Origin of the sequence: Burkholderia sp. HI2714 (genome assembly GCF_002223085.1) — a bacterium.
GTDB classification, from domain to species: Bacteria; Pseudomonadota; Gammaproteobacteria; order Burkholderiales; family Burkholderiaceae; genus Burkholderia; species Burkholderia lata_D.
The window spans coordinates 14,164-28,422 of the sequence record NZ_NKFM01000066.1 but is presented as its reverse complement, the minus strand read 5'-3'; the positions used below and the strand labels follow the sequence as shown (position 1 = coordinate 28,422).

At 67.0% G+C, this 14,259-nt stretch carries 15 protein-coding genes; 8 read left to right on the top strand and 7 right to left on the bottom strand.

The genetic code is table 11. The features are described 5' to 3' along the window. Positions 1 to 31 precede the first annotated feature (31 nt). The 6 genes from benC to CFB82_RS36215 all read left to right on the top strand — a co-directional run bounded on the left by benC (position 32) and on the right by CFB82_RS36215 (position 5,311). Positions 32 to 1,054 carry a benzoate 1,2-dioxygenase electron transfer component BenC gene (gene benC, locus CFB82_RS36240; protein WP_089487169.1) on the top strand — a complete coding sequence of 341 codons (1,023 nt, stop codon included), beginning with the start codon at positions 32 to 34 and terminating at the stop codon, positions 1,052 to 1,054. A gap of 2 nt (positions 1,055 to 1,056) precedes the next feature. Next, a complete protein-coding gene (gene benD / locus CFB82_RS36235) occupies positions 1,057 to 1,827 on the top strand; it encodes a benzoate diol dehydrogenase BenD (RefSeq protein WP_089487246.1) in 771 nt (256 codons plus the stop codon). A gap of 101 nt (positions 1,828 to 1,928) precedes the next feature. Next, entirely contained in the window at positions 1,929 to 2,327 is a 399-nt protein-coding gene (locus tag CFB82_RS36230) for a RidA family protein (protein WP_089487245.1), read from the top strand. A 231-nt stretch (positions 2,328 to 2,558) separates the two neighbouring features. After that, complete coding sequence (locus CFB82_RS36225) at positions 2,559 to 3,371, top strand: creatininase family protein (RefSeq protein WP_089487168.1); 813 nt, start codon at positions 2,559 to 2,561, stop codon at positions 3,369 to 3,371. Between the two features lie 61 nt (positions 3,372 to 3,432). Continuing rightward, entirely contained in the window at positions 3,433 to 4,608 is a 1,176-nt protein-coding gene (locus CFB82_RS36220) for a YncE family protein (RefSeq protein ID WP_179255502.1), read from the top strand. Between the two features lie 220 nt (positions 4,609 to 4,828). Next, entirely contained in the window at positions 4,829 to 5,311 is a 483-nt protein-coding gene (locus CFB82_RS36215; protein WP_089487167.1) for a hypothetical protein, read from the top strand. A 1,095-nt stretch (positions 5,312 to 6,406) separates the two neighbouring features. Here the strand turns inward: CFB82_RS36215 and CFB82_RS36210 are convergent. Then, on the bottom strand, positions 6,407 to 7,117 hold the full coding sequence (locus CFB82_RS36210; RefSeq protein WP_089487166.1) for a response regulator: 711 nt from the start codon (positions 7,115 to 7,117) through the stop codon (positions 6,407 to 6,409). Between the two features lie 634 nt (positions 7,118 to 7,751). Here CFB82_RS36210 and CFB82_RS36205 point away from each other — a divergent pair. Beyond that, positions 7,752 to 8,117 (top strand): hypothetical protein, encoded by a 366-nt coding sequence (locus CFB82_RS36205; RefSeq protein WP_256990637.1) that lies wholly within the window; start codon positions 7,752 to 7,754, stop codon positions 8,115 to 8,117. 13 nt (positions 8,118 to 8,130) lie between these two features. Beyond that, entirely contained in the window at positions 8,131 to 8,391 is a 261-nt protein-coding gene (locus CFB82_RS36200) for a hypothetical protein (RefSeq protein WP_256990636.1), read from the top strand. A 66-nt stretch (positions 8,392 to 8,457) separates the two neighbouring features. Here the strand turns inward: CFB82_RS36200 and CFB82_RS36195 are convergent, their stop codons facing one another. Genes CFB82_RS36195 through CFB82_RS36170 form a run of 6 tightly spaced genes read right to left on the bottom strand, consistent with a single transcriptional unit; the run spans position 8,458 to position 14,238 of the window. Then, positions 8,458 to 8,997 (bottom strand): GNAT family N-acetyltransferase, encoded by a 540-nt coding sequence (locus CFB82_RS36195; protein ID WP_089487164.1) that lies wholly within the window; start codon positions 8,995 to 8,997, stop codon positions 8,458 to 8,460. A 33-nt stretch (positions 8,998 to 9,030) separates the two neighbouring features. Continuing rightward, positions 9,031 to 9,843 carry a DeoR/GlpR family DNA-binding transcription regulator gene (locus tag CFB82_RS36190; RefSeq protein WP_235986515.1) on the bottom strand — a complete coding sequence of 271 codons (813 nt, stop codon included), beginning with the start codon at positions 9,841 to 9,843 and terminating at the stop codon, positions 9,031 to 9,033. Between the two features lie 34 nt (positions 9,844 to 9,877). Beyond that, the gene (locus CFB82_RS36185) at positions 9,878 to 10,852 is read right to left on the bottom strand and encodes an N-acetylglucosamine kinase (protein WP_069249523.1); all 975 of its coding nucleotides are present in this window, start codon (positions 10,850 to 10,852) and stop codon (positions 9,878 to 9,880) included. Next, positions 10,849 to 12,021 (bottom strand): SIS domain-containing protein, encoded by a 1,173-nt coding sequence (locus CFB82_RS36180; RefSeq protein ID WP_089487163.1) that lies wholly within the window; start codon positions 12,019 to 12,021, stop codon positions 10,849 to 10,851. Before CFB82_RS36180 ends, CFB82_RS36185 begins: the two co-directional genes overlap by 4 nt. Positions 12,022 to 12,043: 22 nt before the next feature. Continuing rightward, the gene (locus tag CFB82_RS36175; RefSeq protein WP_089487162.1) at positions 12,044 to 13,339 is read right to left on the bottom strand and encodes a D-tagatose-bisphosphate aldolase, class II, non-catalytic subunit; all 1,296 of its coding nucleotides are present in this window, start codon (positions 13,337 to 13,339) and stop codon (positions 12,044 to 12,046) included. Next, positions 13,336 to 14,238, bottom strand: a complete 903-nt coding sequence (locus tag CFB82_RS36170) for a DMT family transporter (RefSeq protein ID WP_069249526.1) — start codon at positions 14,236 to 14,238, stop codon at positions 13,336 to 13,338. The genes CFB82_RS36175 and CFB82_RS36170 overlap by 4 nt, the downstream gene beginning before the upstream one ends. Positions 14,239 to 14,259: the final 21 nt, after the last annotated feature.

Sequence of the window (14,259 nt, the reverse complement as noted above, 5' to 3'; positions counted from 1 at the left end):
TCATGAAAGACAAGGAAGTGGAGGCGACGCCATGTCCAGCTACAAGATTGCACTGAACTTCGAGGACGGGGTAACCCGCTTCATCGGCTGCAAGGCCGGCGAGAAGGTTCTCGACGCGGCCTTCCGCGCGAAGATCAACCTGCCGATGGATTGCTCCGACGGCGTGTGCGGCACGTGCAAGTGCCGCGCCGAAAGCGGCAGCTACGATCTCGGCGACGATTACATCGACGACGCGCTCACCGAAGACGAAAAGGACAGCGGCCTCGTGCTGACCTGCCAGATGGTGCCGCAAGGCGATTGCGTGATCGCGGTGCCGACGTCGTCGGTCGCGTGCAAGACGGGCCAGAGCGGGTTCGCCGCCACGGTGACGAAGGTCGAGCAGCACAACGACGCGGCCGTCGTGCTCGAACTCGACGTCGGCGCGGCCGCGCCCGCCTTCCTGCCGGGCCAGTACGTGAACATCGACGTGCCCGCGAGCGGGCAGCACCGGTCCTACTCGTTCTCGTCGGCGCCGGCCGATGCGAAGGTCAGCTTCCTGATCAAGAAGATCCCCGGCGGCGTGATGAGCACGTGGCTCGAATCGGCGCAGCCCGGCGACACGCTGGAACTGCACGGGCCGCTCGGCAGCTTCTACCTGCGCGACGTGCAGCGGCCGCTGCTGTTCCTCGCGGGCGGCACCGGGCTTGCACCGTTCCTGTCGATGCTCGAGGTGCTCGCACGCACCGGGTCGCAGCAGAAGGTGCACCTGATCTACGGCGTGACGCGCGATCTCGACCTCGTGCTGGTCGACGCGATCGAAGCCTACGCGGCGAAACTGCCCAATTTCAGCTTTGCGACGGTCATCGCGGATGCCGCGTCGAGCCATCCGCGCAAGGGCTGGGTCACGCAGCACATCCCGGCCGATGCGCTGAACGACGGCGACGTCGACGTGTATCTGTGCGGGCCGCCGCCGATGGTCGACGCGGTGCGCCAGTATTTCGACGACGAAGGCGTGAAGCCGAACAGCTTCCACTACGAGAAGTTCACCCCCAACGTCACGGCAAAGGCGGCGTGATCATGCAACGATTCTCTGGCAAGGTCATCGTCGTCACGGGCGCTGCGCAGGGCATCGGCCGCGGCGTCGCGCTGCGCGCGGCGGCCGAAGGCGGCAGGGTGCTGTTCGTCGATCGCGCGGATTTCGTCGCCGAGGTCGCGGCCGAAGCGACCGGTGGCGAGACGGCCGGCTTCGTCGCCGATCTCGAAACGTACGACGGTGCGCATGCGGCGATCGCGCACGCCGCACAGACGTTCGGCGGCATCGACATCCTGATCAACGGCGTCGGCGGCGCGATTCGCATGCGCCCGTTCACCGAATTCGAACCCGCGCAGATCGATGCGGAAATCCGCCGCTCGCTGATGCCGACGCTTTATACCTGCCACGCGGTGCTGCCGCACCTGCTCGCGCGCGGCGGCGGCACGATCGTCAACATCTCGTCGAACGCGACGCGCGGCATCCGCCGCGTGCCGTACTCGGCGGCGAAAGGCGGCGTCAATGCGCTGACGGCGGCGCTCGCGATGGAATACGCCGAGCACAACATCCGGGTCGTGGCCACCGCGCCGGGCGGCACCAGCGCGCCGCCGCGCCGCGTGCCGCGCAATGCCGCCGGCGACAGCGAGCAGGAACAGGCATGGATGGGCGAAGCCGTGCGCCAGGTGACGGAGTCGACGTTCTTCAAGCGCTACGGCAGCCTCGACGAGCAGATCGCGCCGATCCTCTTTCTCGCGTCCGACGAGGCGAGCTACATCACCGGCACGGTGCTGCCGGTCGCGGGCGGCGATACGGGTTGAGCGGCGTGTCGTGACGACGCTTGCAAGTGTCCAACGAGTTTCAACGTGTGTTCATCGACAACCAACCGGCCGGCACGAAGACGCCGGCCACGGAGACCCCCATGCGTGATCGCAAAGCCATCGTTCCGGCGGGAATGGAAGCGGTGTACGAGAAAATCGGCTATGCACCGGGCCTGAAGGCCGGCGATACGCTGTACGTATCCGGCCAGATCGGACGCGATGCGGCGATGCAGCTCGTCGAAGGCCGTGAAGCGCAGATCGTGCAAGCGTTCGAGAATTTGAAGCGCGTGCTGGAGGCGGCAGGTGCATCGTTCAACGACGTGGTCGACCTGACGACCTTCCATACCGACATGCGCGACCTGCCGTTGTTCATGCAGGTGCGCGACCGCTATCTCACCGCGCACCCGAAACCGGCGTGGACGGCGGTCGGTGCGCACATGCTGGGCGGCGCGCCCGGCTATATCGTCGAGATCAAGGCGGTGGCCGTGTTGCCGGCGTGATTCGGGTTGGCGAGGTGCTGTCGGGAAGCACCGCAGTCCGTGCATCGAATCGACCCGGCGCGCGATGAAATGGCGCGAGAGACTTCGCGGCGCAACATGGAATCCTGACGAAAACCTTTCTCTCGACCTTCGGCGTGAATCGTCGTGCGGCGGTCAGCGACAAGTCGCGCGAGTTCGTTTATGGTGCGAGGGAACGCCGCGTCGTTTCTTTCCTTCCGCCGGGAATCCGCGATGAAATGCCTGCCACGCGCCATCTTCGCCGCCCTCGCTGTCACCGTCGCGCAAGCCGCGCTCGCCCAGGCGCCGGGCACGGTGCAACTCGAAGACATGACCTGGACCGAACTGCGCGACAGCATCCGGGCCGGCAAGACCACCCTCCTGATTCCGATCGGCGGGACCGAGCAAAGCGGGCCGTACGTCGCGCTCGGCAAGCACAACGCGCGGGTCAGGGTACTGTCCGAGCGGATCGCGGAAGGTCTCGGCAACGCGATCGTCGCGCCCGTCATCGCCTATGTGCCCGAGGGCGGCTATGCGCCGCCGACGTCGCACATGCGCTTCCCGGGCACGATCACCGTGCCCGACGACGTCTTCGAAAAGACCCTCGAATCCGCGGCCAACAGCTTCCGCATCAATGGCTTCACGAACATCGTGTTCCTCGGCGACCACGGCGGCTACCAGAACGACATCAAGCAAGCCGTCGCCCGGCTCAACAAGTCGTGGGCCGGCACGGGTGCGCGCGCGTTCGTGCCGGCCGCGTATTACGGCACCAGCTCCGACGGTTATGACCAGATCCTGCGCGAGCACGGCGTGCCGGCCGCGGATATCGGCACGCATGCGGGGCTGGCCGACACGGCGCTGCTGCTGGCGGTCGAGCCGCGCATGGTCAGGGTCGACAAGCTGCGCAACGCCGCGAAGCCCGGCGCCGGCGACGGCGTCTACGGCGGCGATCCGCGTCATGCGAGTGTCGAACTGGGTCGGCTGGGCACCGACGCCATCGTGTCGCGCACCGTCGATGCGATCAAAAAGGAAATCGCCGGCCGCTGACGCAGCCGCGCCATCGCGCTACCTTTGCCGTCGTTCCCTTCAATCGAACCGGGACATCGTCATGCAACCGCGCTTTCGCCGTCACCTCCGCTTCTCCCGTCCCGCGATCGTCATCGTGGCGGCGCTGGCCGTCGGTGCCCGCGGGGCGATCGCGGCCGCCGCCGTCGCGGCCGTACCCGGCATGCCGCCCGTCGTCCATCCCGACAACCTGTACAGCGAGGCGCAGGCCGGCCGCATGAGCGCGGCGGTAGCGGGCGCGTTGCCACGCATCTACGTGCCGAACCTGAGATCGAACGACGTCTACGTGATCGACCCGGCCACGGACAAGGTCGTCGACAGGTTCGCGGTCGGCCGCAGTCCGCAGCACGTCGTGCCGGCGTGGGACCTGCAGACGCTGTGGATCGCGAACAATGCGGAAGGGGGAACCGACGGCAGCCTGACGCCGGTCGACCCGAAGACGGGCAAGCCCGGCCAGGCCGTGAGCGTCGACGATCCGTACAACATGTATTTCACGCCCGACGGCAAGGACGCGATCGTGGTGGCCGAAGCGCATGCGCGGCTCGACTTCCGCGACCCGAAAACGATGGCGCTGAAATCGAGCCTTGATGTGCCGCAATGCAAGGGCATCAACCATGCCGACTTTTCGATCGACGGCCGCTACGCGCTCTTCACGTGCGAGTTCGGCGGCAAGCTGGCCAAGATCGATTTCGTGAACCGCCAGGTGGTCGGTTATCTCGAGCTCGACCGGAAAGGGATGCCGCAGGACATCCGCGTGTCGCCCGACGGCAAGGTGTTCTATGTCGCGGACATGATGGCGGACGGGGTCTACGTCATCGATGGCGACGCCTTCACGAAGATCGGCTTCATCCCGACCGGCGTCGGGACGCACGGCCTGTACCCGAGCCGCGACGGCACGAAGCTCTATATCGCGAATCGCGGCTCCAATCGGGTCCATGGGCCGCGTCACGGCAAGGGCAGCGTATCGGTGCTCGATTTCGCGACGCGCAAGGTGGTCGCAACCTGGCCGATTCCCGGCGGCGGCAGCCCCGACATGGGCAACGTCAGCGCGGACGGCAACACGCTGTGGCTGTCGGGCCGCTTCGATGACGTCGTCTACGCGATCGACACCACGAGCGGCGCGGTCCGGTCGATTCCCGTCGGCATGGAGCCGCACGGCCTGACGGTGTGGCCGCAGCCGGGCCGCTATTCGCTGGGCCATACGGGAAACATGCGGTAGGGCGGCGGCCGGTCAGCGCGTACCGGCACGGCCGCTCGACACGCGGGCCGCATGGCTCGCCGATGAAACCCGCGCACGCAACCGCCGCGGCGCAAGCGGCGCGCGGTGGGCGCACGCGCCCGGCCTGCCGCCGGGCAGGCGGTGTCAGACGAACGAGACGCAACCGGCGCGCGTGGCCGCCATCGCGGCGGCCACGTGGCGTCCCAACCGGAGAAAGCCGATGACCGAACGTCAGTCCCCCGATACGACGCCTCCGCACACGGAGCCCAGCGCGCACGATGCGCTCGAACATTTGCTCGGCAGCCTGCACCGGCATGGATTCCTGCATTTGGCGACCGAGGTCGTCAGCGCGAACGCGCGGCTGGCCGACACGTTCGTCGACACGCTCGACAAGCCGGGCATGCAGAGCGGCATGCAGAATCTCGCGGTGCTGTTGATGGCGCTGTCGCGCATTCCGCCCGAACAGTTCAGCAAGGCCGCGTTCGCGGCCGCCGACGCGCTGCACCACGTCGGCGCGTGGCGGCCGGAGCAGCACGCGCATGTCGCCCCCGGCGTGCGCGGCGCGTACCGGCTGCTGCACGACGAAGCGCTGTGGGACGCGCTGACGCCGTTGCTGGAAGGGTTGAAGGTGTTTGCGCAAGGGCTTGCGCGTGACCCGGAGACGCCCGTTACCGCGCTCGGCGGGAAGACGACGGCAACGTGACGTAGGCCAACATAAACGGGTTATCGCTCGCCGAGCATCTACGATCAGATCCACCTTGAACGAAGACACGGGGCGAGTTGCCCACCGCCGGCCAGCGTCATGGTCGTGACAGGCGACCCGCCGACCGGCCGTGAACAACTCGTCCGCACCACGATAAACGGAGGAACTCCGCCTGCGTGGAAGTTAACTGCCCAACCGCTCGCGGAAACGGGGCAACCTCATTCACCCGTTGGCCACACGAATTCCGCCCAACCTCGGGCTGAACGCGTGACTTCGAGTTGTCCGTCGTTTCTTCCGCGCGTCGTTTCGCGAATGGGCACGATTTCGTTGTGGCCAAATCCCGTGGACACCGCATTCAGCCTCAACAAAAAACACTTCATGGAAGCGTGATGGTTCTCCCTTCCGTGACAACTGCAGAACCAGGTGCGCCTGAACCATTCTGCCAAACAATAAAAAGGCACTTGTCGTGACCGGGGGACGGATCGCCCCAATTTCTGTTGTCGGCAGGAAAACTCCTTATACCGTCCGCATACATTTTCGTTACCTGGCTTGTCACGTCGTATGTGTCAGTATTTACGCCATAACCTGCAAAAGATACCTTGATCATTATTTCACCCCGTTAGGCAGTAAGGCGAGTCGTCAACACAATCGAAATTATCGACATGAATCCGAGGCTCGCAGGTGCGAAAAGGCCAGTCTGGCGGCCGAAGCGACAGGAAAATTTGTAACCCGCGACCGCGCCGAAAAACTCACCATTTATTTCACGCTCTTTACTACTCGCGACGCCATTTCCTCAAGCGGAAATTGCAAACGCCGATTGGGTTTTGCTCAAGGTGAGTGAATAAAAAATAAGCCACTTTTTCGGAAAATTCCAGCCCGACACAGTCTTTTTCGGTGGGTGGGGTGTATTAGGACGTCACCGCCGGAGCATTTGATCCACTACGCGCGTTGATCAATTTAATGCGGATATGGGCGAGTGGACGACATCGTTTCGGCGAGATGGTCGATAAAGCCATCAATTCGCGCGTCGCGCCCCATGTGCGATGCGCGTCTCGTACGACACCTTCAATTTGCTCTACGCGTGACGGCAGCGCGTCATTCCCATGCGTGCTTGCTGAACTGATAGCCCTTGCAGCGGATCGTCTTGATTCGCTTCGGCTCCGTCAGGTCATCACGCAGCTTGCGGCGCAGCTTCGAAATGCGGCCGTCGATCGAGCGGTCGAAGCCGTCGAACTCGATGCCGCGTAGCAGCAGTGTCAGGTCTTTTCGGCTGACCACCTCGCCGGCACGGCAGACGAGCGCCCACAGCAGGTCGAACTCGGTCGACGTCAGGCGGGGTGCGCTACCGTCGGGAAGACGAACCTTGCGATCGGCCCGGTCGATCGAAAACTTGCCGAACTCGAAACGGTGAGGCGATGCCGGCTCGACATCGTCCGGGCGCATGCGCACCCGTCGCAGGTGGGCCTTGATCCGTGCGAGCAGGATGCGCGGCTCGATCGGCTTGTGGAGAAAGTCGTCCGCGCCGAATTCCAGGCCGAGCAACTCGTCGAACTGTTCGTCGCGGGCCGTCATCATGATGACGATGCCGTCGTACTGCATGCGTGCCTGGCGACAAATCTCGAAGCCGTCCTTGCCCGGCAGGTTGATGTCGAGCAGCACCAGGTCGGGGTGACGCGCGACGATCGTGGCGACGGCGTCGGTGCCGTCGAACAGGCGGTCCACCTCGTACTGATGCGTGCGCAGATAGTCTGCGATCAGTGCGGACAAGTGGACGTCGTCTTCGACGAGCAGGATTCGGATGGGCATCGCTAAACGAGGGGATGAAACGGGAAAGGGGCGAGCGCTCACGCCCGGTCCGAACATGGGGTAGCTGAAGAGACGCGCATGATACTTCCAAGCATTCCGGTGGAATGTGGCGAAATCTGCATCGCCCGGCCGCCCCGTCCGCACGCGAATCACCACTCCCGGGCAGCCAGGCAAATGAGCGAAGATGTGAAATCGTGTCGTCGCGGAACGGGGCGATGTTTGGGCGACAAGGTCAGGCGAGGTATCCGTTTCGTGGCCGGCAGGGACGGCGGGCGCGGTGTCGTGCGCGCGAAAACGTTTGCGGAAAAACGGCGCGTGGAACGCACGCCCGCCCGGGCCGCAATCCGGTAAAGATTGCTCGACATATCATTACAAAATATTACGAAACGGGCAACGGACAGGTCCTTACAATCGTGGCGACTCGGTGGCGAGCATGACGCACACCGGCTCCCGGCTGGCCGCCGAAGGGAATGCAAATGCGAAGGCGGTGACCGACAGCGTGCAAATGCTCACCCGGTGCGTCCGCTCGGCGCGGCACTGCCGGTGCTCGACGCGTGCGAATCGATGTCGACGTCACCCCCGCCTTCCAGGCGGCAAACGTGTGGCCGGTACGATGTTCTGATAGGAATGCGAAATGATACCGCTTCAAATCATCCGGAGTCTCGATTCACTCACGAACGCGATCGAAGTCGCGGTCGCCCACGCCGACTGGAGCGAGGCCGTCCGGGCAGCAGAAACACGTTCGGCGTTCCTGATGGCGCTGTCACCCGATCAACCCGACGAGGTTCACATGGCGATCGCGAGAATGCGGGAGATCGATATCCGGATCTCGATCACCGCACGGGAAACGCTGGAGGCACTCGTCTCGGAAGGCCGGAAGGCGTTGCACGAAACCCGGCTGGCGACACAGCCGCCGTCGCCCGGGGAAGAGGTCATGGCCTCTCGATCCCCTTCGTGGCGCTTATCCATTTCACGGCGCATCGCGCCGCACATGCATTGACACGGACAAGTCCTTGAACGTACCGGTCAGGTCTCAACATTTCGGTGGCGGTATGCGATTTCGAAAACGCATCAGTTATGTCGATGCAACACGGTGGTTCGCCGATGGCGACCATGAACGGGTGGAAACCCGTGAAGGCGGACGAGCGATCGCCACACCGGAAGGCTGGCGTTCGGTAAAGTCGGGGGACTGGATCTTGCGCGATGATTGCGGCAACTGCTGGCCGATGGACCACGGGCTCTTTACGAGCCTGTATGAACCGGACGTGGCGTGAGCGGCGAGGGCGCGCCGGCACCGTCTGCCGATACGGCACGCTCACGCCACCCGTACGCCGGCGAGCCTATCGGCTCGCGCGCGAAAACAGCAACGAATCGGTGTCGTTGAACCGGATCAGCACCGGCTCCCCATAACCCGCCTTTTCCGCGACGCGGATCGACGCGACGTTGGTCGGCGCGATCAGGCACACGCTGCGCTCGAACCGGTGTTGCCCGTCGAGCCATGCCAGCGCGGCCGCGAGCGCCTCGGTCGCGTAACCCTTGCCGTGCGCCCACGTCGCAAGGGCCCAGCCGGCTTCCGGCACGTCGCGAATCGACGGCTCGATGAGCCGGTGGAAGTCGGCGAAGCCGAGATCGCCGACATAGCGGCCCGACGCCTTCTCGCGAATCGCCCAGTAGCCATAGCCGAGCAGCGGCCACAGCCCGCGATACGCGAGCATGCGCATCCACGAGTCGCGCGGCGCGGACGGCGCGCCATTGAAGATGTGTTCGACGACCTTCGGCTCGGCCCACATCGTGGCGAGCGCTTCGAAGTCCCCCAGCGGATGGCCCTCGAGGATGAGACGCGGTGTGTCGAGAACGGGCGGGGAGGAGACGGGTGGCATCGGGGCGGTCGAAAAAGGGGGGAGGCCGGGCGGCTAGACCGTCAGCACGTCGATGCCGCGCTGACGCAGGTCGTCGACCACGGCGGCGTCGGCGCCCGTATCGGTGATCAGCATGTCGAGTTGCTCGACGCTCGCGATCACGGAGAGGTTGCGCTTCATCAGCTTCGACGAATCGGCAACCGCGATGACCTGGCGCGAGATCTTCAGCATCTGCGCGTTCAGCTGCGCTTCGAGCAGGTGCGGCGTCATCAGGCCGATCTCGGGATCGAGGCTGTCGACGCCGAGAAACAGCCGGTCCGCATACAGCCCCTGCAGCGCGACGACGGCCTGCGGCCCCGACAGCGAATAGGAGTTCGGCCGAAGCTGCCCGCCGGGCATGATCAGGTTGATGTGCGGCGCAGCCGCGAGCAGCACGGCCACGTTCAGCGCATTCGTGATCACGTTCAGCGACTGCAGCTTCATCGTGACGATCTGCTTCGCGATTTCCTCGGTCGTGCTGCCCGAGTCGAGCAGGATCGTCTCGCCGTCGCCGATCAGCGCGGCGGCGGCCATCGCGATCCGCACCTTCTCCGCGTGACGGAGCTTCTGCTTGACCGCGATCGGCACCTCGTCGCTTTCGCGCAGCACGAGCGCGCCGCCGTGCGTGCGCAGCACCGCGCCGGCGGCCGCGAGCGCGTTCAGGTCGCTGCGCACCGTGACGAGCGAAATGCCGAACCGCTCGGCCAGCTCCTCGACGGTGACTTTCTCCCGTTCGCGCACCAGCTCGCAGATCAGGCGGCGGCGTTCCTCGACGAGCAACGGCGCGTGATCGACGGCAGGCGACGGAGGCACTCTGTGAGCGGGCATGTCCATTTCGGCAAGACAGGGAGCCGAAATGATATCAAAACCCCTGCCCGGGCTGGAGCGCGCGCAGCGCCGGCGGATCGAGCGGCCGGCCTGCCAGCCGGGCCGCGTGGACGGCTGCGCCGACATGCGGGTCGAGCCGCGGCGCGGTGAGCACCGCATGCGGCACGCTGCGGGCGAGCGCGTCGCGCAACGGATCGAGCACGAGCGCGCCCGCATTGAACACGCCGCCCGAATACGACACGGGCAGCAGCTGGCCGGGCGGCCAGCCGAGCGCGCGCGCGACGCCGGCCGCGAGCCGCGCGAGTTCGTCCGCCGCGCGCAGGATCAGCGTATGCGCTTCGGTGTCGCCCGCGTGCGCCGCGTCGATCACGAGCCGCGACAGCTGGGCGAAGCGGCTGCGCACGGCGCCCGCATTCACGGCCGCACACAGGTCGAGATCATGGTCGAGCGAAAAGTGCGCGCGCACGATGTCGAACAGCGGCCCGCGCGCGGTGCGGCCGTCGGCCATCCGCGAGAACGCGGCGAGCCCTTCGCGCGCGAGCCAGTAGGCCGAGCCTTCGTCGCCGAAGATCTCGCCCCAGCCGCCGCAGCGCGCGGCGCGGCCGTCGCGCTGCCCGTACGCGATCGACCCGGTGCCGGCGACGATGCTGATGCCGTCGGCGCCGGCCAGCGTGCCGGCCCAGCTGCACACCATGTCGTTGCCGATCCGGTAGCGCTCGCGCGCCAACAGCGGGGCGAGCAGGCCGTCGAGCTCGGGCAGCAGGCGGCTGTCTTCGCCATACGCGGGCAAGCCGGCGAACGCATACGCGATCTCGTCGCGCGCGACGTTCGCCGCGGCCAGCACCGCGTGCACGCCGTCGGCGAGCAGCGTGCGCAGCGCGTCCATGCCGATCTCGAGGTAGTAGCTGGTGGTCGTTTCATGGCGCGCACGCACGCGGCCTTGCTGGTCAATCACCATGAACGCGGTTTTCGTGCCGCCGCCGTCGATGCCGAGAAAGAGTGGAGTCATGTGGGCTGCCCCGCATACGGATGAATGGTGACGCCGGCGACGACCCGGTTGACCGTGCCGGACGCGCTCGGGTTGTCGGGCGTGAGCCCGAGCCGCAGCGACGCGAGCAGCGCGAAGCACTGCGCGAGGATCAGCGCGACGGGCGCCAGTGCGAGATCGGGCAGGCCGGGCGGCAGCGGCACCGCGAGGTCGTCGTCGGAGGGCGGCCACGCGCCGGCGCCGTCGGTCGATGCGACGCCGATCGACAGTATGCCGGCTGCACGGTTTTCGCGCCGCAGTTCGCGCAGCAGGTCGAGATCGTAGCGGCGCGTATGCGGATCGCCGGACAGCAGCACGACGACCAGCGTGCGCTCGTCGAGGAACGTCTTCGGGCCGTGCCGGAAGCCGAGCGGCGATTCGGCCATCGAGACGATCAGCCCATCGGTCAGTTCCAGCAGCTTCAGCGCGGCCTCGCGCGCGAGCCCGAGCAGCGTGCCGCTGCCGAGATACACGACGCGCTCTGGCAACTGCCGCACGTGCGCGGCGATGCGCGACGCCTGTTCGCGCAGCAGCGTCCGCGCCGCATCGGCCAGCGGCCCGACCGGCATGCCGGCCACGCCGAACGCCCAGGCCGCGGCGAGCAGCATGCCGCTGAAACTGGACGTCATCGCGAACGCCTGGTCGTGCGTGGCCTCCGGCAGCAGCACGACGTGTGCACGCGGATGCGCGCCGAGGCGGCGGTTCAGCATGCCGTCGGCCGCGCAGGTCAGCACGAGATGGCGGCAGCCGTCGACGAAGCGGTCCGCGAGATCGACGGCCGCGACGCTTTCGGGGCTGTTGCCCGAGCGCGCGAACGAGACGAGCAGCGTCGGCACGCCGGGCTGCAGCGTGTCGCCAGGGTTCGCGACGATGTCGGTGGTGGCCACGGCTTCGACGCGGCCGCCGAAGCGGTGCCGCAGCGCGGGCACGAGGCATTGCCCGATGAACGCCGAGCTGCCGGCGCCCGTCAGGACGATGCGCAGGTGCGGGTCGGCGAGCAGCGGCGCGAGAAATGCGTCGAGCGCCGCGCGTTGCGCGTCGACGACGGCATGCACGTCGGGCCAGACGTCGGGTTGCTGGGCGATTTCGCGGGCCGTGTGGGCGGCGTGGCGGCGGGTGAGGTCGGCGGGATCGAGGTCGAAAAATTCCATGGGCGGATCTGAGGAGAGTCGGTCACGCGGCACACGCGTGGAGATACGGACGGACGGCCGCGGCCGTGCCGTCTTGCAACAGGGCGCTCGCACGCAGCTCGAGCCGCCCTTCGCGGACGGCCTCGTACTGGCGCGGCAGGTGCTGGCTGACCAGCGTGAGCGGCGGCGGCGATGCGTCGAGGCGCGCGAGCAGGTCGGCGCACGCGCGCTGCACGGCCGGATGGGCCCAGTAGTAGCGGATGCGGTCGCTCAGGCTGTAGGCGAGATCGAGTTCGAGCTGTGCGCCTGCCGCGTAGTAGTCGCGCCAGTGCGCGGGTTCGCTGTGCATCACGCCGAGCACGGTCGCGACGAAGCCGGCGTCGCCGCCGAGCCATTCGCGCTCGATCGCGGCGAGCGCCCACAGCGTTTCGCGCATCGCGAAGGTCACGCCGGGGCCGACCTTCAGGATCGCGAAGTGGTCGCGCGCGAGTTGCGCGAGATTGTCGGGCGTCTGGTAATCGGTCGAATGCGCTTCGAACACGAGCGCGGGTTCGCTTTCGATGAACGCACTCAGTGCACGCGCGTTGCCGGCATCGTAGTCGATGACCTTGTGATGATCGAACTCGACACCCGGCTGCACGACCATCGCGATCACGCGCGACCACGCATCGTCGAGGCCGGCGCGCGCGAACGCGTCGCGATGCAGCGCCAGCGTCGAGCCGGCCGCGTCGGGCGTCGTGACGGCCAGCGCGTCGAGCGTCTCGTGCGCACCGCCGGGCACCGGCACCTCGGTGCCGATCACGTAGACAGGCGCCTCGCCGCGCGGCGAGGTGGCCGCCCACGCGGCTTCGGCGGCGCGGCACAGGCGCACCGCACGCGCGGCGATCTCGGCTTCGGGCAACGGCGACGGATCGTCCGCGCACGACATCGAGCAGTCGAGATGCAGCTTGCGGAAGCCGGCCGCCACGTATTGCGCGACCATTATCTCGGCCTTGTCCATCGCGTGCGCGGCCGGCAGCCGGCGCCAGGCGTTCGGGCCGAGATGGTCGCCGCCGAGCAGGATCGCATCGGGGCTGACGCCTTCGCGTGCGGCGATGTCGAACACGTAGCGGCGGAAGTCGTGCGGCGTCATGCCCGTGTAGCCGCCGTCCTGGTTGACCTGGTTGCAGGTCGCTTCGATCAGCGCGGGGCGCTCGCGCGCCGCGCATTCGCGCAGCGCCGCGGCGATCGCGACCGGGTGCGCGGAGCACACGGACGGGATGCCGATCGCGGGCGCGCCGTGCGACGCGTGACGGGAGGCCTGCTTGTGACGGCGGACGAGATCGAGCAGGGTGTTCATGCCGATTCCCCCGCCGCGTCAGGGGCCGCCGCGCCTTCCGGCTGCAGCGCGAGCAGCAGCGCGGCGAGCAGCGCCAGCGCGATGCCCGTCAGCTTGCTGCCGGTCGGCGTCGTGCCGGTGACGGCCATCGAGATCACCGACGTCAGCAGCGGCGCGCCCGCGTTGACGAGCGGCGACACGACGATCGCCTTGCCGAAGCGGAACGCATACACGAGCGTCAGCGCACCGATCGCATTCAGCACCTGGATCACGGCGGCAAGGCCCGGCCCGCTGATTCCGTAGTTGATCGTGTGGCCGAAGTCGGTCATCCACAGCGCGAACGGCACGCAGAGCAGGCCCGTGAGCGCCATGTAGAAGAAGATCGATTCCGCGTCCATCGTCGCGTTCGCGATCTTGATGAAATACGCCTGCAGCCCCCACGCCACGAGCACCAGCAGCGCGAGCGCGAACCACAGCCCGAACCGGGCGGGCCCCTGGCCCGACTGGAAATCGAACAGCGGCAGCGAGCACAGCGCGAGCAGGATGCCGGCCACACCGAGCTTGCCCGTGCGTTCGCGCAGCAGCAGGAACGACAGCGCGATCGTCAGCGCCGGGGACAGCGACACGATCGGGAACACGAGATACGGCGGCCCCGATTCGACTGCGCGGAACAGCAGCATCTGCCCGCCCGCGCCGAGCAGCCCGATGGCGAGCCCGAGCGCGAGCGACCGGCCGTCGTGCCGCACGCGCCAGCCGGCGCGTCCGAGCGCGACCAGCGCGGGCGGAATCATCGTGAACGCCCAGACCACGTAGATCAGCGTATCGGGGAAGCCCTGCTCGGCGGGCAAGCCGGTGAATGCACCCCACACGCCCCACAGCAGGGTCGTGACGAGCGCGTGAACGAGCCAGTTGTTTTGCATCGGTCGCGTTTTTCGAAGTGG

What these genes read in the sequence shown, in the direction of transcription:
- CFB82_RS36185 (WP_069249523.1), bottom strand. Translation starts at nt 10,852, where the DNA reads ATGACTCCACTCTTTCTCGGCATCGACGGCGGCGGCACGAAAACCGCG.
- CFB82_RS36215 (WP_089487167.1), top strand. Translation starts at nt 4,829, where the DNA reads ATGACCGAACGTCAGTCCCCCGATACGACGCCTCCGCACACGGAGCCC.
- CFB82_RS36220 (WP_179255502.1), top strand. Translation starts at nt 3,433, where the DNA reads ATGCAACCGCGCTTTCGCCGTCACCTCCGCTTCTCCCGTCCCGCGATC.
- CFB82_RS36175 (WP_089487162.1), bottom strand. Translation starts at nt 13,339, where the DNA reads ATGAACACCCTGCTCGATCTCGTCCGCCGTCACAAGCAGGCCTCCCGT.
- CFB82_RS36170 (WP_069249526.1), bottom strand. Translation starts at nt 14,238, where the DNA reads ATGCAAAACAACTGGCTCGTTCACGCGCTCGTCACGACCCTGCTGTGG.
- CFB82_RS36230 (WP_089487245.1), top strand. Translation starts at nt 1,929, where the DNA reads ATGCGTGATCGCAAAGCCATCGTTCCGGCGGGAATGGAAGCGGTGTAC.
- CFB82_RS36195 (WP_089487164.1), bottom strand. Translation starts at nt 8,997, where the DNA reads ATGCCACCCGTCTCCTCCCCGCCCGTTCTCGACACACCGCGTCTCATC.
- benC (WP_089487169.1), top strand. Translation starts at nt 32, where the DNA reads ATGTCCAGCTACAAGATTGCACTGAACTTCGAGGACGGGGTAACCCGC.
- CFB82_RS36205 (WP_256990637.1), top strand. Translation starts at nt 7,752, where the DNA reads ATGATACCGCTTCAAATCATCCGGAGTCTCGATTCACTCACGAACGCG.
- CFB82_RS36190 (WP_235986515.1), bottom strand. Translation starts at nt 9,843, where the DNA reads ATGCCCGCTCACAGAGTGCCTCCGTCGCCTGCCGTCGATCACGCGCCG.
- CFB82_RS36180 (WP_089487163.1), bottom strand. Translation starts at nt 12,021, where the DNA reads ATGGAATTTTTCGACCTCGATCCCGCCGACCTCACCCGCCGCCACGCC.
- benD (WP_089487246.1), top strand. Translation starts at nt 1,057, where the DNA reads ATGCAACGATTCTCTGGCAAGGTCATCGTCGTCACGGGCGCTGCGCAG.
- CFB82_RS36210 (WP_089487166.1), bottom strand. Translation starts at nt 7,117, where the DNA reads ATGCCCATCCGAATCCTGCTCGTCGAAGACGACGTCCACTTGTCCGCA.
- CFB82_RS36225 (WP_089487168.1), top strand. Translation starts at nt 2,559, where the DNA reads ATGAAATGCCTGCCACGCGCCATCTTCGCCGCCCTCGCTGTCACCGTC.